We start from the raw sequence: 16,938 nt of genomic DNA, 5'->3' as shown, positions 1-16,938 counted from the left end.
GGGCGGTCGTCGGGGCACGCCGGCCGGGCTTGGACCCGGCCGGGCCATCCCGGCCGGGCCGGGTCAGGGGCCGGTGAGGGCCGACATCACGCGCGCGCGATGGCCGGCGGGGGAGCCCCAGGCCGCGCGCAACGCCCGGGCCTTGCGGATCAGCAGGCTCGGGTCGTACTCGTCGGTGTAGCCGATCGCGCCGTGCACCTGCAGCGCGATCCGGGCCGCCCCGTACGCCGCGTCCGACGCCATCGCCTTGGCTGCCGACACCTCACGGGAGAAGTCCGGCGACCCGTACGCGAGAGCCGCGCCGTGCACCAGCGGCCGGGCGTACTCCAGCTCGACCAGCGCGTTCGCCAGCTGGTGCTTGACCGCCTGGAACTCGCCGATCGGCCGCCCGAACTGCCGCCTGGTTCCGGCGTACTCCACCGACACCTCCAGCAGCCGGCGCCCGACGCCGACGACCTGCGCGGCGCAGGCCAGCGTGCCGAGGTCGCGCGCCTGCCCGGCGGCGGCCGACACCTCGGGACCGGCGGCCAGCACGTCGCCCGGCACGACCGGGAACAGCCGCCGCGCCGGGTCCAGCGACTCCCGGACCTGACCAGGAGCGGCGGCCCGCAGCTCGTCACCCTCGACGGTCAGCACCACGCTCGCCACGTCCGCGTCCAGCGCGTACGGCACGGCCGGGGGCAGCGCGAGCGACACCATGACCGTGCCCTCGGCGACGCCGGACAGCCACGCCTCGGCCGTTCCCTCGGCGAGGAAGGACGACGCGGCGTCCGGTGTACCCCTGGCGGGGCCTTCGGCGGGGATGGAGAGCCGGTCGAGCAGCACCGCGGCGGCGAAGGTCTCGGCGTAGGGGCCGGGCACGCCGTGCCTGCCGAGCTCGTGGAACGCGGTCACCAGCTCCACGGGCAGCACGCCCGCGCCGTCCGCCCGCTCGGGCACGGCGACCGCGAACAGCCCCGCCTCCGCCAGCGACCGCCACAGGGCCAGGCCCGGCTCCGGCCGGCCGGCCGCCCAGTCGCGGGCCACGGCGGGGGTGCCCGCCTGGGCCAGCAACTTGTCCAGGGTCTCGCCGAACAGCCGCTGCTCGGCGTCGAGGATGAACTTCACGGCCGCCCCGCTCTCGGCAGGCCGAGCACGCGCTCGGCGATGACGTTGCGCTGAATCTCGTTGGTCCCGGCGTAGATCGGGCCGGCCAGGGAGAAGACGTAGCCCTCCAGCCACTCGCCCGCCAGCTCGCCGTCCGGGCCGAGCAGGTCGAGCGCCGTCTCGTGCAGCGCCACGTCCAGCTCCGACCAGAAGATCTTGTTGACGCTGGACTCCGCGCCCACGTCCTCGGTGCGGGAGATCGTCTCGAATCCCTTGAGCCGGTAGGCGCGGGCCCTGATCCACGCGTCGGCCACCCGGTCGCGCAGCGCGGTGTCGGCGGGGTCGCCGTGCGCCTGCCAGAGCTCCACCAGCCGGTCGGCGGCGGCCAGGAACCGCCCCGGGCTGCGCAGGGTGAGCCCGCGCTCGTTGCCCGTGGTGCTCATCGCGACCCGCCAGCCCGAGCCCGGCTCGCCGATGACGTCGTGGTCGGGCACGAACACGTCGTCGAAGAAGAGCTCGGCGAAGGCGGGCTTGCCGTCGATGCGGCCGATCGGCCTGCGGGTGACGCCCTCGGCGTCCAGCGCGAACATCAGGTAGGTCAGGCCGTGGTGCCGCCCGGCCTCGGGGTCGGAGCGGAACGGGCCGAAGCCCCGGTCGGCGAAGGCGGCGCGCGAGCTCCACGTCTTCTGGCCGTTCAGCCGCCAGCCGCCGGCGACCCGGGTGGCGGTGGCCCGCAGGGACGCCAGGTCGCTGCCCGCGCCGGGCTCCGACCAGGCCTGCGCCCAGATGACCTCGCCCGAGGCCATCGGCGGCAGCACGCGGGCGAGCTGTTCGGGAGTGCCGTGCTGGAAGAGGGTGGGCGCGAGCAGGTTGATGCCGTTCTGGCCGACCCGGCCCGGCGCCCCGGCCGCGTAGTACTCCTCCTCGAAGACCAGCCACTCCAGCGGCGTCGCGTCCCGGCCGCCGTACTCCTCCGGCCAGGACACCACCGACAGGCGGGCCTCGTGCAGCCGGCGCTCCCAGGCGCGGTGGGCGGCGAAGCCCTCCTCCGTCTCCAGCGACGGCAGGGGCGCGGCGGGCACATGGGCGCGCAGCCAGGCGCGCACCTCGGCGCGGAACGGTTCCACGGACGACAGGTCAAGATCCATCGGCGGCCGCCTTCATGCTCTTGGGGTCCATCCCGGCCAGGGAGTCGGCGGCGGTCTCGGCGTTGTGCGCGTGGGCGAGATGGTGCAGGCCGAAGACGGAGTCCATGCCGGCGTGCATGCCCTGCAGGTCCTCGGCCTGGTTGACCGCCTTCTTGGTGAGCGCGAGGCCCATCCGCGGCATGGCCGCGATCCGCTCGGCCAGCGCCAGCGTCTGCGCCTCCAGCTCCTCGCGGGGCACCAGCCGGTTGACCATCCCCACCTCGTACGCGCGCCGTGCGGGCATCCGGTCGCCGGTGTAGAGGAACTCCTTGGCGATCCGCGGCGGCATCGCCCACGGGTGGGCGAAGTACTCGACGCCCGGGATGCCCATCCGCACCACCGGGTCGGCGAAGAACGCGTCGTCCGAGGCGACGATCAGGTCGCACACCCAGGCCAGCATGAGCCCGCCCGCGATGCACGCGCCCTGCACCATCGCGATCGTCGGTTTGGGGATCTCCCGCCACCGCCGGCACATCCCGAGGTAGACCTCCGACTCGCGGGCGAACCGGCTCTCCGCGCCGTCCTTGCCCACGTGGTCCCACCACAGCCCCGCCTTACGCTCGAACGAGACGTGCGCGTCGCGCTCGGGGGTGCCGATGTCGTGGCCGGCGGAGAAGTGCTTGCCCGCTCCGGCCAGCACGATCACCTTGACCTCGTCGTCGTCGGCGGCCCGGTAGAAGGCCTCGTCGAGGGCGTAGGTCATCGCCGAGTTCTGGGCGTTGCGGTAGTCGGGGCGGTTCATGGTGACCACCGCCACGGGTCCGCGCCGTTCGTAGCGCACCACGGTCATGGGGGCCCTCGCATTCTTTCTAACAACTATTTGGTAGAGTAAACCACGTGAAGCTCAGCGAGGAGGAGGACCCGGCGCGGGTCCCTGCCGGTCCGCCGGCCTACGTTCCCGGTCACGGCCTGCTGCGCGGCCGGGTGGCCGTGGTGACGGCCGCCGCCGGCACCGGCATCGGCGGCGCGTGCGCGCGCCGCCTGCTGGAGGAGGGCGCGCGGGTGGTGATCAGCGACGCCCACGAGCGCCGGCTCGGGGAGAGCCTGGCGGTCCTGGAGGGCGAGTACGGCGCGGCGGTGACCGCGGTCCCGTGCGACGTCACCTCCGAGGAGCAGGTCCAGCACCTGTTCGCGACCGCCGAGGAGAGATTCGGCCCGGTCGACGTGGTGGTCAACAACGCCGGCCTCGGCGGCACGGCCAAGCTCGTCGAGATGACCGACGAGCAGTGGGGCCGCGTGCTGGACGTGACCCTGGGCGGCACGATGCGCTGCACCCGGGCCGCGCTGGCGCGCATGCAGCCGCGAGGCCGCGGCGTGATCGTCAACAACGCGTCGGTGATCGGCTGGCGGGCGCAGGAGGGCCAGGCCCACTACGCCGCGGCCAAGGCCGGCGTCATGGCGCTGACCCGGTGCGCGGCGATCGAGGCCGCGCCGTACGGTGTGCGGATCAACGCGGTGGCCCCCTCGCTGGCCATGCACCCGCACCTGGCCAAGGTCACGACCGAGGAGTTGCTGGCCGAGCTCACCGGCAGGGAGGCGTTCGGCCGCTACGCGGAGCCGTGGGAGGTCGCCAACGTTATCGTCTTCCTCGCGAGCGACTACTCCTCCTACATGACCGGAGAGGTCGTCTCGGTCTCCAGTCAGCATCCCTGAGAGGTCTGCCTTCCGATGAGCGCACGACGCCGAGATTCCCAGAGCACCGCCGCCGCCCGGGCCGGGCGGCGGGCGGAGTTGCTCGCGACCGCCGCCGAGGTGTTCGCGTCACGGGGATACGCGGCCACGACGGTTCGCGAGGTGGCCGACGCCGCCGACATCCTCGGGGGCAGCCTCTACTACCACTTCGACTCCAAGGAGGCGATGGTCGACGAGATCCTGTCCGTCTTCCTCGCCGACATGTGGTCCGCCTACGACAAGGTGATCGCCTCCGGCCTGGGCGCTCGGGAGACGTTCGAGGCGCTGATCACCGAGTCGTTCCGGTGCATCGAGCGCTACCGGCCGGCCGTGGTGATCTATCAGAACGAATCCAAGCATCTGGCGACAAATCCGCGTTTCTCGTACTTGGTCGACTCGCAGCAGCGGTTCCGCGAGATGTGGCTCTCGGTGCTCGACCGGGGGGTCACGGACGGGATCCTGCGCGCCGACCTCGACACCGGACTGATCTACCGCTTCATCCGCGACACCGTGTGGGTGGCCGCGAGCTGGTACCGAACCGACGGCCCACTGCCCGCCGAAGAGATCGCCAGGCAGTACATAGCGATGGTCCTGGAAGGGATCCTGACAACCTGAGGAGTTTCCGATGGCGGAGGCATACATCGTCGAAGCGGTGCGCACCCCTGTGGGCAGGCGCGGCGGCGGGCTTTCCGGCGTGCACCCGGCCGACCTCGGCGCGCACGCGCTGACCCAGCTGATGTCCCGCTCCGGAGTCGATCCGGCGGCGGTCGAGGACGTCGTGTTCGGCTGCCTCGACGCGGTCGGCCCGCAGGCCGGTGACATCGCCCGCACCTGCTGGCTGGCCGCCGGGCTGCCGGAGGAGGTGCCGGGCGTCACCGTCGACCGGCAGTGCGGCTCCTCTCAGCAGGCGCTGCACTTCGCCGCCCAGGCCGTGATGTCGGGCACCAGCGATCTCGTGGTGGCCGGCGGCGTGCAGAACATGTCGATGATCCCGATCGCCTACGCCTCGCGCGGCGCCACCGACGCGCTCGGCCTCACCGAGGGCCCGTACGCCGGCTCGCGCGGCTGGCAGGCCCGCTACGGCGGCCAGGACGTCTCCCAGTTCCGCGGCGCCGAGATGATCGCCCGCGACTGGGACATCTCCCGCGAGGACATGGAGGCGTTCGCCTTCGAGTCGCACCAGCGCGCCGTCCGCGCGATCGACGAGGGCCGCTTCGACCGGGAGATCGCCCCGTTCGAGGGCGTCACCACCGACGAGGGGCCGCGCCGCGACACCTCCCTGGAGAAGATGGCGAAGCTGAAGACCCTGGAGGAGGGCGGCCGGCTCACCGCGGCCGTCGCCTCGCAGATCTCCGACGGCGCCGCCGCCCTGCTGATCGCCTCCGAGGCCGCGGTGAAGGCGCACGGCCTGCGCCCCCGGGCCCGCGTCCACCACCTGTCCGCGCGCGGCGAGGACCCCATCCGGATGCTGTCCGCCCCGATCCCCGCCACGGCGTACGCGCTGAAGAAGAGCGGCATGTCCATCGACGACATGGCGGCGGTGGAGATCAACGAGGCGTTCGCCTCGGTCGTGCTGGCCTGGCTGAAGGAGACCGGGGCCGACCCGGCGAAGGTCAACCCGAACGGCGGCGCCATCGCGCTCGGCCACCCGCTCGGCGCCACCGGCGCCCGCCTGATGATCACCCTGCTGCACGAGCTGGAGCGCACCGGCGGCCGTTACGGCCTGCAGACCATGTGCGAGGGCGGCGGCCAGGCCAACGTCACCGTCATCGAGCGCCTCTGACCGCCCTGGCGGGCAGGACCTGAGCCGCGTCCTGTCCGCCGGGAGCCCCTGCGGATCCGGTGTTCACGGAGTCGGCTTCTCGCTGTAGCGGGTCTGTCAGCCGGTGCTGGTGTCCGACGCGTTCTGTGAGGGGAGCATGACGGGCTCGCTGGGCGTGCTGGACGGTTTCGGTCCGGGCGTATGAGGTCCGGCCGCGACCACGGCCAGCGCGGCCAGCGCGAGAACAGCCAGCATGAACACGGTCATCGGCAGTGGACTGACGGTTCCCATGAGCCCTGTCAGCGGTGAGGCCGCCGCGCCGAGGAGGAACTGGCCGCCGCCGATCAAACCCGAAGTGGCTCCGGGCGCCCGGTGGCCGAGCGACTGGACGATCGTCACGCCGGCGGGCAGGGCGACGCCAAGGCCGACGACGGCCAGGAACAGGCAGGCCCATGTCACGCTGAAGGCGCCGCCCGTGACGAACAGCACCACGGCCAGCACGGCTGTGGCCGCCAGGGCCAGGACGAGGCCCGTTCCGAGGAGAGCCTCGATGCGCATGCGTGCCGACAGACGGCCGTAGGCCAGCCCGGCGGCGAGCATGCCCAAGGCGTTGCCGGCGAACACCAGGCTGTACTGGGTGGCGGACAGGCTGTACACGCCTTGGAAGACGAATGGAGAGCCGGCGATGTAGGCGAACAGGGCGGCGCTGGCCAACGACGAGGCCAGGAGATACCCGACGAGGGCGCGTTCGCGCAGCAGGGCGGCGACAGCCTTTAGCGTGCCCGGCACACCGCCTCGTCGCCTGGCCGAAAGGGGCAGGCTCTCCGGCACCCATGCCAGGGTGCCCACGATGAGCAGCACGCCGAAGGCCGCGAGAGCAGCGAAGACCACCCGCCAGGAGGCGACGCTCAAGATCGCGCCGCCGAGCACGGGTGCGGCCACCGGGGCCACGAACACGATCACCGAAAGGGCCGCGAAGTGCCGGGCCGCCTCGGCCGTGCCGTGGTAGCGGTCGGTCAGCACAGCGCGGGCCACCACCAGGCCGGCCGCGCCCGCGATGCCCTGGAGCAGGCGGGCGGCATTGAGCGCATGGATATTCGGTGCGAGCGCGCAGGCGACGGAGAACGCGGTGAACAGTGCCGCGCCAGTGAGCAGCACGCGGCGCCGCCCCAGCGCGTCGCTGACCGGCCCCAGCAGGAGTTGGCCGACGGCCAGGCCGAGGAGGAAGGCGGTCAGCGAGACCTGTGCCGATGAGTCGGAGGCCCTGAGGGTCGCGGCAAGAGTGGGTAAGCCGGGAACGTACATGTCGGTGGCGAGCGGGGCGACGGCGGTGAGCCCGGCGAGCACCAGGAGGAGGCGCCTGGTGCGGACCGACGAGGGGGCGGTGTTCTGGGGCATGGTTGAGCTGCCTCTTCCGAGGATAGGATCGTAAGTAGTTCACTGGTTAACGGAAACCAATAGTTCATAGGTTAACGATTTGGAGGGCCAGTGCAAGCCCCCGTCCCACGTGCGTGTGAACAGTGGAAACGCATGCACCCCGAGCTCGACACCTCCTCGATGGAGGTCGTTGCGCCTCTCAAACGTGCTCAGGCTCTGCTCAATCTGGCCATTGAGCCGCTCTTCGACGGCGCCCAGGTAACCTCGCCCGAGCTGGATGTGATGCTCAAACTTCGCACCACCGCGCAATCGACCATCGCCCGGCAACTCGCCAAGCAGATCGGCCGGTCGCCGGCGGCGCTGAGCAAGACGCTCGCCAAGCTCGAGCGGCGCGGTTACATCGTGCGCCAGGCCAATCCAGCCGATCGGCGGGCGGCACTTGTGCGGCTCACCGAAGAGGGGGAGAAGGTCGTCGACGCATTGTTTCCGGAGCAGCTCGCCATCGAGGCGCGACTGCTCGGAGGGATGAGCCAGGAGCAGCGTGCACAGATCATCGACGGGCTGAATCAGCTCGTGTCACTGCTGGAGGTCCAGGTCGGCGCTGACCGCTGAACGTCAGTGGCGTGGCGTCGCCGCAGGTCCTCACATGGACAAGGAGCCCGGGGTGCCTTGATCGTCCAACGGGCACGGCTCGTACGTGAGAGCCGTGCCGGGCCGGACGAACACGGGATCGGCGGTGCGCCAGGCCGCCTCCCGCAGCGAGCGCTTGACCACCTTGCTCGTGGCCGTGCGGGGCAGCTCGGCGGTGACCCGGACGAACCTCGGCGGCCACTTCGTGCCGAGATCCGGCTGACCGGCCAGGAACACGCCGAAGGCGCCCGGGTCGAACTCCCGCCCCTCCGCCAGCACCACCGCCGCCATCACCTGGTCGCCGACGTCCGGATCCGGCACCGCGTAGACCGCCACGTCGGCGAACGCCCCGAACCGCGACAGCAGCCGCTCGACCGGCGCGGCGGCGAAGTTCTCCCCGTCCACCCGCAGCCAGTCGCTGTCGCGGCCGGCGAAGTACCAGAAACCCGCGGCGTCGCGGTAGGCGAGGTCACCCGACCAGGACCAGCCGCCCCGGATCCGCCGCGCCGTCGCCTCCGGATTGCGGTAGTAGCCCTCGAACACCGCCGCCCCCGCCTTGTTGACGATCTCCCCGATGGCCTCGTCGGCGTTGAGCAGCGCGCCGTGCTCGTCGAACACCGCGCGCGGGCACTCCTCCATCGTCTCCGGGTTCACCACGACCGTGCCCTCCTCGGCGACGCCCAGCGAGCCGGGCGGTGTCCCCGGCACCCGGCTGATCCGGATCTCGCCCTCGCTGGAGCCGTACGAGTCGATGACGGCGCAGCCGAACCGCCGGCCGAACTCCGCGATGTCCCGCTCGGACGCCTCGTTGCCGAACGCGATCCGCAGCGGGTTGTCGGCGTCGTCCTCCCGTTCCGGCACGGCCAGGATGTAGTGCAGCGGCTTGCCGACGTAGTTGAAGAAGGTCACGCCGTGGCGGCGTACGTCGGGCAGGAACGCCGAGGCGGAGAACCTGCGGCGCAGCACCACGCAGCCGCCGGAGCTGACGGCGGGGGCGATGCCCGCCATGATCGCGTTCGAGTGGAACATCGGCATCACGACGTAGAAGACGTCGTCGCGGCCGAGGCCCCTGCGCTCGCGCTGCTGCACGGCGATCCGGCCGAGCCGGCCCTGGCTGCAGATCACCGCCTTGGGCGCGGAGGTGGTGCCGGAGGTGAAGACCAGCGAGAAGATCGTGCCGGGCTCGGGCCGCGGGTCGCCGGAGCCCAGGGGAGAGGCGTCCGCGAGCGCCCGCGCGTACTCCTCGATGCCGGTGACCAGCACCCGGCCGGGCGGGCGGTCCAGGTCGAGCCCGTCCAGCAGCGGCCGCCGCGCGGGCTCGGTGACGATCAGCCCGCAGTCGGTGAAGTCGATGTCGGCGGCCAGCTCGGCGCCCCGGCGGGTCGGGTTGATCCCGACCACGGCCGCCCCCGCCAGCGCCGCCCCGAGCAGCCAGAACAGGTGCTCGGGGGTGTTGTCCAGGAGCAGCCCGACGTGCCAGGGGCCGGGCCGGCGCAGGTCGCGGGCGAGCCCGGCCCGCGCCCGCGCCTGCGCCACGACCTCCCGCCAGGTCCAGCACCGGTCCTCGAATTTCAGCCCGGCCCGGTCGTCCTCCGCCCGCGCCTCGATCAGCTCCGCGAACGTGACCTGGCCCGCCGGACGGTCGTCCGCCAGCGCGCCCACGGGATCCTCACGGCTGCTCACCTCTGGCACGGTCCTCTCCTCGCGGTCGCGGGGCGCACGCCGCCGCCTCGCTGGACAGCAGAGCAAGCCGGCCGCGGCCCTCTCGACCGCGATCCCGCTCACCGGGATTCCTCCGGCACCGGAATCGACAGCACCGGCGCCACTTCCTGCTGGGGCCGCGGAGCCGCCAGGCTCCAACCGCACATGGCCTGTTACGGCCTTGGCAGCGATTGCGGTCGCGGCGCGTTCTGCCAGGGGAACGGGGCAAGGTCGGGCTCGACCCAGCCGGTCTTCGCCTGTGGGCTGGCCAGCGTTGCCGGACGATAGAAGCGGGTCAGCAGGCGTTTGTCGAGCAGCGCGGGGTGGTGGTCGGCGAACGCGGGGAAGTCGCCTTCGCCGAGTTCGGCCGCGTGGTGCCCGACCAGTTCTACCCAGGCGCGGCTGATGGTCGCGTGGTATTTCTGCGGCGCGCCCGCGTAGCGGGCGGTGCGCTGGATGCCGTCGCTGACCAGGTCGACCGCTGCCGGCACGCCGCACCGTCGCACGGCCAGCCAGGTCAGGTGGACATGCTCCCGGTGACCGAACCGCTCAGCGGTCGCCATTACCTCGGCCATCAACGCTTCGAAGGTGGAGGCGCTGTTGGCCTGCGTCCCCCGGGGGTGGGGGGTCATGAGGACACTTCCGTCAGGGCTTGCAGGCCGGCGCGCAGGCCCGCGATCGCGTCGGCGGGCAGGTTGCCGAGCGCGCGGTGCTCCAGGTCGGTGACGGCCTGTCGGATCGTGATGGCGGTCAGGCGACCGGAGGAGGTGAGCTCGATGAGCACTGCCCGGCGGTCTCCCGGCCGGGTGCCGCGGGTGATGTGGCCGCGTCGTTCCAGGCGGTCCAGCACGCTGGTCAGCGTGGTGGGGCGGGTGCCCACGGCCGCGCCCAGTTCGGACACGGTTCGCCCTTGGCCGTCGGCAAGGTTGGCCAGCGCATTGATCTCGGAGGCGGTCAGGTCTAGGTCGACGAGCTCTGCGGCGAGCGTCTGCAGGGTGGCGTGGGTAGCCCGCTGCAGCGCGAGCAGTGCCGACCACTCGGATGGCGTGGACTCGATTTTCACGATATCGGACTATACGATTTCGTTGCATCTGCTGCAAGTGACATCTCAGCCGCAGCCACCGCCAATAGTTCCCCAGGTCGTCAGGCGGCGGTAGGCAGGACGAAGGTCCCCTCGCTTCGAAGACCTACGGCACTGCCGTACGCGAGCCAGGAGCAGCACGGTTGATGCGGGACGAGATCAGGCGGCCGACGACCGACTCCCACCACTGACCACACGTCGGCGGCGAGCCGACACACAGCCGGAGGAGGGGCCGATGATCGACCGTGCCAGCCCATCGGACGTGGCCATGCTGGCCATGGGGTCGGGCCCGTCGCTGTCCCAGCGGGCCGGCGCGGTCCTGGTGCTGGAGGCGGGACCGGAGTTCGAGGTGGCGGAGGCGATGGCGTCGCTCGCCGACCGGATCCGGTCGGTGCCGCGGCTGAGGCGCCGACTGGTGCCCGTGCCCTTCGGCTGCGGCCGCCCGGTGTGGGTGGACGACCCCCGATTCGACATCGGTCTGCACGTGCGGCAGCTCACCTGCCCCTCGCCGGGGGACGAGCGGGCGTTGCTGGACGTGGCCGCCGCCGTGCTGACCGGCCCCCTGCCGCCCTCGCGGTGGACGGCGACCTTCGTCACCGGGCTGCAGGACGGAGCGGTCGCGCTGATCGTGGTCCTCGACCATGTGCTGGCCGACGGGATCGGCGGACTCGCTCTGCTCGCGGCGCTCGTCGACCAGGCCGAACGGCCCGCTCCAGCGGGCTTCCCCCGGCGCCCGCCACCCCTGCGGCGCCTCGCCGCCGACGCGCTCGCCGAGCGCCTGCGGGCCCTGGCGCGGCCGCGCGCCTTCTGGCGCGGGGCCAGGGCCGCCACCGCCGCGACGGGCGGGATGCGGCCGGAGCCCGTCGCGCGGTGCTCGTTGCTGCGGCCGACCGGCGGACGGCGCAGGCTCGCCGTCGTACGAGCGGACCTGGCGGCGGTGCGGTCCGCGGCGCACCGTCACGGGTGCACCGTGAACGACGTTCTGCTGACGGCTGTCACCGGAGCGCTCCACAGCCTGCTGGAACGGCGTGGCGAGCGCGTCGGCGCGCTGTCGGTCTCGGTGCCGGTGTCCGTCCGGCGCAGTGCCACCTCCACCGACCTCGGCAACCGGTTCGGTGTGCTGATCGCCCGCCTGCCCGTCACCGGCACCGCCGAGGAACGGCTGGTGAAGAACGCCGCCCTGCTGGCGGAGCGCAGGAAGGCGGCCGTCGACGGCTTCGCGGCCGGCCTGTTCGGCCCGATGTTCCGGCTGCTGGCCGCGATCGGCCTCTACCGCTGGTATCTCCGCCGCCAGCGGCGCATCCACACCCTGGTCAGCAACGTGCGCGGGCCCGAGCAGCCGTTGGCCTTCGCCGGCGCGACCATCAGCCAGGTGATCCCCGTGGCGGTCGCCGAGAACGGCAACGTGACGGTGACCTTCGAGATCCTGTCTTACGCGGGCACGCTCGCGATCAGCCTCATCGCCGATCCCGACGGGGTGCCCGACCTGGACGAGCTCACCGCCCGGCTGAGCGATGAGCTCGCCCGTCTCACGGCCTCAGGCGCCGCCTGACGACGCGACCCGCTTCGGCCCGCCGCGTGAGGCCGGCCGGAGCCGGCCCTCGTCGCGGCGGAACAGGATGGAGCGGGCGGCCACGAGGACGCAGACGGCGCCCAGCAGCAGGCCCCAGGCGACGTCGGTGGGGAAGTGCATGCCCCGGTACAGGCGGGAGACGGCGACCATGAGCGGCGCGGCGAGGCCGAGCGTCCAGATCGCCACCCGGAGCGTCCGGTTACGGATGTGCGTGGCCAGGACGAGCGCGAGCCCGCAGTAGAAGGCCACGGCGGCGCTGGTGTGACCCGAGGGGAAACTCGAGGTGGGCGGGGCGGGGTCGAGATGCCGCACCGGCGGGCGGCTCCGTTCGACGAGCACGGTGGTGGCGAGGAAGATGAGCGACTGGCTCCAGACGGCCACGATCAGGAAGATCGACTCCCGCCAGCGGTGATAGACGAGCCTGAAGACGATCGCGGCGATCGCGGTCAACCCCACGATGTACGGGGTGTCGGAGAGGCTGCTGCCGAAGTCGGTCAGGGTGTTCCACAGCGAGGTGCGCTCGGCGGCCAGGTCGCGGTTGGCGGACGCCTCACCGGTGCGCAGCGCGAGGATCAGCCTGCCCATCCCGTACGTCACGCCGAGCATCAGCAGCAGCGGTAAGACGACGGTCAGCGCGTAGTACCTCACATGCTCAGTTCTGCTCATGAGTCACCTTCACGGATTCGGGTTCCACTCCTTCGGTCAGCGGTGTCGCGGGCCTGCGGCCCTGCTCGCGCCGCCACGTCTCGAACGCCACCGCCGTGGCGGCCACCACGGCCACGCCCAGCACGGTCCCCGCCACCACGTCGCTCACCCAGTGCACGCCGAGGGCGATCCGGGTGTAGCCGACCGAGAGCACCACGAAGGCGCCGACGGCCCAGGCGACGCGCCGCCCCCACCGGGGCAGCGAGGGCAGCACGAGCAGCATGATCACTCCCACGCCCAGGGTCACGTTCACCGCGTGGCCCGAGGGAAAGGAATCACCGGGCGCCAGTGCCACCGGATCGGGCAGGTGCGGCCGGGACCGCGCGACGATGACCTTGAGGGCGAGGCCGAGCAGGCCGCCCACGGTCAGCGTGGTGACCGCCCACAGGGCCACCCTCGGGGCGCCCCGGTAGAACAGCCAGCCGGCGTAGACAGCGACGGCGATGCGCCACGGCCAGGGCCCGAACAGGTCGGTCCACACGATGAGCACATTGGTCATCACGGGATGGTCGAGCGCCCACGCGTGCAGGTTGTGGGCGACCTGGGCGTCCAGCCGGTTGAGCGGCATCTTGGCGACGACGAGCAGCAGCGTGAACGGGATCATGGCCAGCACGATCGCGACGCTCGCGACTCCCAGGCGCACCCCCAGGCCGCGGTCGGCTCTGATGTCTGATGGAGACCGGTCCTCGTTCCGCATTCGCTCATCGCTACCCGGAAGGACGCCGGTGAGTCCTCATCCGACGCGCCGAAGAAGATCCGGTGAAAACCGCGCCGGAGGGTAGTCCCGGTGCATGTCTCCCACCATCGCGGTCGTCGCGCATCGCAAGAAGACCCTCGGCGCGGGCCTGGACAGGCTGCGCGTCCTGATCAGTGAGCAGGACATCGGTGACCTGCTCTGGTACGAGGTGCCCAAGAGCAAGAAGGCGCCGAAGAAGGTTCGCAGGGCGCTGAAGGAGGGCGCCGAGCTGGTGTTCGTCTGGGGCGGTGACGGCATGGTGCAGCGGTGCTCCGACGTGCTGGCCGGCTCCGGCGTGCCGATGGCGATCCTCCCCGCGGGCACCGGCAACCTGTTCGCCACCAACCTCGGCATCCCCGCCGACCTGGAGGAGGCGGTCCGGATCGGCTTCGAGGGCCGGCGCGAGCGGCTCGACCTCGGGGTGGTGAACGGCGAGCATTTCGCGGTGATGGCCGGGGCCGGGTTCGAGGCCGAGATGATCGCCGACGCCGACGGGCAGGACAAGAGCCGGCTCGGCAAGCTGAGTTACGTCAAGGCGGCCATCCGGCACGTGGGCGGGCCGCTGGTGCCGATGCGGATCAAGGTCGACGGGGAGCCCTGGTTCGACGGCGACGCGAGCTGCCTGCTGCTGGGCAACGTGGGCACGATCGCCGGCGGCGTCGAGGCGTTCGACGACGCCCGGCCCGACGACGGCTGGCTGGAGGTGGGCGTCTCCACCGCCCAGGGGCCGGTCCAGTGGGCCCGAGTGCTCGGCCGCATGGCGACCGGCCGCTCCGAGGACTCGCCGCTGGTCCGGATCACCCGCGCCCGCAAGGTCTCCGCCCGCTTCGGCAGGCCGCTGCTGTACGAACTCGACGGCGGCGAGCGCGAGGCCACCGACCGGCTCAAGGCCAGAGCCGTGCCGGGCGGGCTGACCGTCTGCCTGCCCCTGACCTAGGCGCCGCCGAGTTCGGCGGCGAGCAGGGCCTTGAGCCGGTCCTGGCTCACCTTGAGCGACGGCGTCCGGGGCAGGGCGTCGACCGCGACGAACGCCGTCGGCACCTGGTAGGCGGGCAGCCGGCCGCGAACCCACGCGGTCAGCGACTCGGGGTCGAGCGCCGCCCCGCGCGCGACCTCCACCGCCGCCACGGGCACCTCGCCGAGCCGCCGATCCGGCAGGCCGACGACCGCCGCGTCACGCACCGACGGATGCTCCTTGACGACCTCGGCGACCATCCCGGTCGAGATCTTGAACCCGCCGCGGATGATGACGTCGTCGGTCCGGCCGACGACCCAGACGAAGCCGTCGCCGTCGACGCGCGCGAGGTCGGTCGTCTCCTGCCAGGTGCCGGGCTCCGCGCCCGACTGCGCGGAGCGGACGTCCAGCCGGCCGACCTCGCCGGCCGGCACCAGCTCACCGCTCTCCTGGTGCCTGACCCGGACCTCGACGCCCGGGTGCACCCGTCCGACGCTGCCGCGCTTCGCCTCGCGGAACTCCTGCCGGTCCTTGAGCGTCCATCCCGCGATCCCGCCGGCGAACTCGGTCGCGCCGTACACGACCAGGACCGCGACGTCGTACCTCTCCTCGAACCGCTCGGCCACGTCCGGGCTGAGCGGCGCGGTCCCGCAGACCACGACGCGCACGTGCGTGAACACCTCCGGGGCGACGTCCGCGTCCAGGATCATCGCCAGCGACGCCGGGGTGAGGGCCAGCACGTGCGCGTCGTACGCGCTGACCAGCCGTACGAGCCCGTCGACCGTGAACTTCTCCAGCATCGCCACGGCGCGGCCGTCGAGCAGGTTGAGCAGCAGCCGGAACAGCCCGCTGGTGTGCAGGAGGGGCGCCACCAGGATCGCGACCCCGGAGCGGAGCCGCGCCTGCCACGGCCGCCCCGACTCGTAGTGCGCCGCGCCGGCGAAGCTGGCCTCCAGGTTGCGGAAGCTGACCGGGACGCGCTTCGGCGGGCCGGTCGTGCCGCTGGTCAGCATGCTCACCGCGACTCCCGGCTGCGCCCGCGTGCCGATCTCGGCGGGCGTCAGCGAGCATTCGCTGATCACCTCGACCTGGCGCGGATCATCCGATCGCACCGACAGCCCGAGCACGCCGGCCGCGCGGGCCGCGGCCCGCAGGCCCTCGTCCGCCCAGTCCTCCTCGTCGGCCACCACGGCCACCAGGTCGAGGGTCGCGACGTCCCGGGCCAGGGCGGCCGCCGGCTGCAGGTGGCTGAGCGAGACGATGCCGCGGCGCGACATCAGCGCGCCCGTCACCGCGCCGACCACGCCGGGCCGGTTCCGCATCACGACGCCCACCTTGGCGCCCTCGGGAGCCCCGGCGCGCCGCAGGTGCGACTCGACCGCGCCGGCGGTCGCGGACAGGTCGCCCCACGTGTGCCACCGGCCGTCCAGTTCGAGCGCCGGGGCCGTGGGATCGACCGCCAGGACGGCTCTCAGCCGTGCCGGCAGGTCGAAGCCCGCCGCGCCGTTCCCACCGGACCTGCGCCCTTCCTCCCGCGCCGAGGCTTCCCGCGCTGAGGCCTCTTTCGCTGAGGCCTCCTTCGCGAACGCGCCGTTCTCCAGCGCGACAGGCGCGTCCCAGCGCGCGAACACCGAGCGCAGCGCGGCGACGAGCGGGAGCGGCTGGTCGAGCATGACGTGGTGTCCCGAGTCGGCGATCTCGATGACCGGCAGCGAGCTGCCCACCCGCTCGTGCATCAGGCGGACCGCCTCGGCGCTCGGCAGACCGTGCTCGGCGCGGATGAACGCCACCTCGCACCGCGGCGGGAACAGCTGACCGGGGGTCAGGGAGCTCTGGCCGAAGAGACCGGGGTCGAACTTCCAGGTCCAGCCCGCTTCGGTCTCCCGTACGGACGTCTCGGCGAGGTGGTCCACGACGTACTGGAGAGCCCGTCCGACCTCGGGGATGGGGTGGAACCTCGCCATCGCCGCCTCGCGGGTCGGGTAGAGCCGAGGCTGCCGCAGGGCCCGCTGCCGCCGGATGAACATCTCCTCATTCGTGACGTCGCGCACCGCGGAGTCGACGCAGACGACCCCGGCGAGTCGCTCGCCGAACGAGAGCGCCGCCCGCAGCGAGACCAGACCGCCCATGCTGTGGCCGACGAGGATCGGGCGGCCGGCGATCCCCGCGTCGCCCGCGTCGCCCGCGACGTGGCGAACCTGCTCGGCCCAGCTCTCGTGGCTGTAGCGCTCGGCGTGGTCGCTGTCGCCGTGTCCGGACAGATCCAGCGCCACGACGCGGTGCTCGCCGGCGAACTGGGGGGCGACGTGGTCCCACCACCGCGCGTGGGCGGCCCCGCCGTGCACGAACACGATGCCCGGCCGGCCCTTCCGGCCCCAGGCCCGGTAGTGGATCCGGGTTCCGGCGACGACCACGTCGCCCTCGTCCGCCGGACACGCCAGCGCTTCGCGGAACCAGGAGGGAACAGTGCGCAT

At 72.5% G+C, this 16,938-nt stretch carries 16 protein-coding genes; 6 read left to right on the top strand and 10 right to left on the bottom strand.

Translation table 11 applies throughout. The features are described from left to right. Positions 1-63 precede the first annotated feature (63 nt). From AC5L3X_RS22315 to AC5L3X_RS22305, 3 genes are read right to left on the bottom strand one after another with little or no spacing between them, the layout of a single operon-like run. Entirely contained in the window at positions 64-1,107 is a 1,044-nt protein-coding gene (locus tag AC5L3X_RS22315; protein WP_494859290.1) for an acyl-CoA dehydrogenase family protein, read from the bottom strand. After that, on the bottom strand, positions 1,104-2,234 hold the full coding sequence (locus tag AC5L3X_RS22310; RefSeq protein WP_494859288.1) for an acyl-CoA dehydrogenase family protein: 1,131 nt from the start codon (positions 2,232-2,234) through the stop codon (positions 1,104-1,106). Before AC5L3X_RS22310 ends, AC5L3X_RS22315 begins: the two co-directional genes overlap by 4 nt. Further along, on the bottom strand, positions 2,224-3,063 hold the full coding sequence (locus AC5L3X_RS22305; RefSeq protein ID WP_494859287.1) for an enoyl-CoA hydratase: 840 nt from the start codon (positions 3,061-3,063) through the stop codon (positions 2,224-2,226). The genes AC5L3X_RS22310 and AC5L3X_RS22305 overlap by 11 nt, the downstream gene beginning before the upstream one ends. Positions 3,064-3,110: 47 nt before the next feature. Here AC5L3X_RS22305 and AC5L3X_RS22300 point away from each other — a divergent pair, with 47 nt between their 5' ends. From AC5L3X_RS22300 to AC5L3X_RS22290, 3 genes are read left to right on the top strand one after another with little or no spacing between them, the layout of a single operon-like run. Then, positions 3,111-3,926 carry an SDR family oxidoreductase gene (locus AC5L3X_RS22300; RefSeq protein ID WP_189125767.1) on the top strand — a complete coding sequence of 272 codons (816 nt, stop codon included), beginning with the start codon at positions 3,111-3,113 and terminating at the stop codon, positions 3,924-3,926. 15 nt (positions 3,927-3,941) lie between these two features. Then, positions 3,942-4,559, top strand: coding sequence for a TetR/AcrR family transcriptional regulator (locus tag AC5L3X_RS22295; RefSeq protein WP_358472057.1), 618 nt, complete (start codon positions 3,942-3,944; stop codon positions 4,557-4,559). Positions 4,560-4,569: 10 nt separating this feature from the next. After that, the gene (locus AC5L3X_RS22290) at positions 4,570-5,727 is read left to right on the top strand and encodes an acetyl-CoA C-acetyltransferase (RefSeq protein ID WP_189125765.1); all 1,158 of its coding nucleotides are present in this window, start codon (positions 4,570-4,572) and stop codon (positions 5,725-5,727) included. 96 nt (positions 5,728-5,823) lie between these two features. On the opposite strand, the gene AC5L3X_RS22285 is transcribed toward AC5L3X_RS22290, so the two are convergent. After that, positions 5,824-7,104 carry a multidrug effflux MFS transporter gene (locus AC5L3X_RS22285; protein ID WP_494859285.1) on the bottom strand — a complete coding sequence of 427 codons (1,281 nt, stop codon included), beginning with the start codon at positions 7,102-7,104 and terminating at the stop codon, positions 5,824-5,826. A gap of 132 nt (positions 7,105-7,236) precedes the next feature. Here AC5L3X_RS22285 and AC5L3X_RS22280 point away from each other — a divergent pair, with 132 nt between their 5' ends. Further along, positions 7,237-7,695 (top strand): MarR family winged helix-turn-helix transcriptional regulator, encoded by a 459-nt coding sequence (locus AC5L3X_RS22280; protein WP_494859284.1) that lies wholly within the window; start codon positions 7,237-7,239, stop codon positions 7,693-7,695. 30 nt (positions 7,696-7,725) lie between these two features. Here AC5L3X_RS22280 and AC5L3X_RS22275 read toward each other — a convergent pair whose 3' ends face one another. From AC5L3X_RS22275 to AC5L3X_RS22265, 3 genes are all read right to left on the bottom strand, one after another. Continuing rightward, positions 7,726-9,405 (bottom strand): AMP-binding protein, encoded by a 1,680-nt coding sequence (locus AC5L3X_RS22275; protein WP_494859283.1) that lies wholly within the window; start codon positions 9,403-9,405, stop codon positions 7,726-7,728. A 182-nt stretch (positions 9,406-9,587) separates the two neighbouring features. Continuing rightward, entirely contained in the window at positions 9,588-10,046 is a 459-nt protein-coding gene (locus tag AC5L3X_RS22270; protein WP_494859282.1) for a hypothetical protein, read from the bottom strand. Continuing rightward, positions 10,043-10,477 (bottom strand): MarR family winged helix-turn-helix transcriptional regulator, encoded by a 435-nt coding sequence (locus AC5L3X_RS22265; protein WP_494859281.1) that lies wholly within the window; start codon positions 10,475-10,477, stop codon positions 10,043-10,045. The genes AC5L3X_RS22270 and AC5L3X_RS22265 overlap by 4 nt, the downstream gene beginning before the upstream one ends. A 253-nt stretch (positions 10,478-10,730) precedes the next feature. Between AC5L3X_RS22265 and AC5L3X_RS22260 the strand changes: the two genes are divergently transcribed. Beyond that, a complete protein-coding gene (locus tag AC5L3X_RS22260) occupies positions 10,731-12,047 on the top strand; it encodes a wax ester/triacylglycerol synthase domain-containing protein (protein ID WP_494859280.1) in 1,317 nt (438 codons plus the stop codon). Here AC5L3X_RS22260 and AC5L3X_RS22255 read toward each other — a convergent pair. Continuing rightward, positions 12,033-12,734, bottom strand: a complete 702-nt coding sequence (locus AC5L3X_RS22255; RefSeq protein ID WP_494859278.1) for a phosphatase PAP2 family protein — start codon at positions 12,732-12,734, stop codon at positions 12,033-12,035. The two genes, AC5L3X_RS22260 and AC5L3X_RS22255, sit on opposite strands and share 15 nt — an antisense overlap. Then, positions 12,721-13,470 carry a phosphatase PAP2 family protein gene (locus AC5L3X_RS22250; protein WP_494859276.1) on the bottom strand — a complete coding sequence of 250 codons (750 nt, stop codon included), beginning with the start codon at positions 13,468-13,470 and terminating at the stop codon, positions 12,721-12,723. The genes AC5L3X_RS22255 and AC5L3X_RS22250 overlap by 14 nt, the downstream gene beginning before the upstream one ends. 94 nt (positions 13,471-13,564) lie before the next feature. Here AC5L3X_RS22250 and AC5L3X_RS22245 point away from each other — a divergent pair, with 94 nt between their 5' ends. Then, a complete protein-coding gene (locus AC5L3X_RS22245; RefSeq protein WP_494859275.1) occupies positions 13,565-14,446 on the top strand; it encodes a diacylglycerol/lipid kinase family protein in 882 nt (293 codons plus the stop codon). On the opposite strand, the gene AC5L3X_RS22240 is transcribed toward AC5L3X_RS22245, so the two are convergent. Beyond that, positions 14,443-16,938, bottom strand: coding sequence for an alpha/beta fold hydrolase (locus AC5L3X_RS22240; protein WP_494859273.1), 2,496 nt, complete (start codon positions 16,936-16,938; stop codon positions 14,443-14,445). The genes AC5L3X_RS22245 and AC5L3X_RS22240 overlap by 4 nt on opposite strands.

Source organism: Nonomuraea sp. CX421 (assembly GCF_059358955.1).
This window is presented reverse-complemented; position numbering and strand designations above follow the sequence as displayed.

What these genes read in the sequence shown, in the direction of transcription:
- AC5L3X_RS22310 (WP_494859288.1), bottom strand. Translation starts at nt 2,234, where the DNA reads ATGGATCTTGACCTGTCGTCCGTGGAACCGTTCCGCGCCGAGGTGCGC.
- AC5L3X_RS22290 (WP_189125765.1), top strand. Translation starts at nt 4,570, where the DNA reads ATGGCGGAGGCATACATCGTCGAAGCGGTGCGCACCCCTGTGGGCAGG.
- AC5L3X_RS22285 (WP_494859285.1), bottom strand. Translation starts at nt 7,104, where the DNA reads ATGCCCCAGAACACCGCCCCCTCGTCGGTCCGCACCAGGCGCCTCCTC.
- AC5L3X_RS22245 (WP_494859275.1), top strand. Translation starts at nt 13,565, where the DNA reads ATGTCTCCCACCATCGCGGTCGTCGCGCATCGCAAGAAGACCCTCGGC.
- AC5L3X_RS22295 (WP_358472057.1), top strand. Translation starts at nt 3,942, where the DNA reads ATGAGCGCACGACGCCGAGATTCCCAGAGCACCGCCGCCGCCCGGGCC.
- AC5L3X_RS22305 (WP_494859287.1), bottom strand. Translation starts at nt 3,063, where the DNA reads ATGACCGTGGTGCGCTACGAACGGCGCGGACCCGTGGCGGTGGTCACC.
- AC5L3X_RS22250 (WP_494859276.1), bottom strand. Translation starts at nt 13,470, where the DNA reads ATGCGGAACGAGGACCGGTCTCCATCAGACATCAGAGCCGACCGCGGC.
- AC5L3X_RS22255 (WP_494859278.1), bottom strand. Translation starts at nt 12,734, where the DNA reads ATGAGCAGAACTGAGCATGTGAGGTACTACGCGCTGACCGTCGTCTTA.
- AC5L3X_RS22270 (WP_494859282.1), bottom strand. Translation starts at nt 10,046, where the DNA reads ATGACCCCCCACCCCCGGGGGACGCAGGCCAACAGCGCCTCCACCTTC.
- AC5L3X_RS22280 (WP_494859284.1), top strand. Translation starts at nt 7,237, where the DNA reads ATGCACCCCGAGCTCGACACCTCCTCGATGGAGGTCGTTGCGCCTCTC.
- AC5L3X_RS22260 (WP_494859280.1), top strand. Translation starts at nt 10,731, where the DNA reads ATGATCGACCGTGCCAGCCCATCGGACGTGGCCATGCTGGCCATGGGG.
- AC5L3X_RS22240 (WP_494859273.1), bottom strand. Translation starts at nt 16,938, where the DNA reads ATGCGCACTGTTCCCTCCTGGTTCCGCGAAGCGCTGGCGTGTCCGGCG.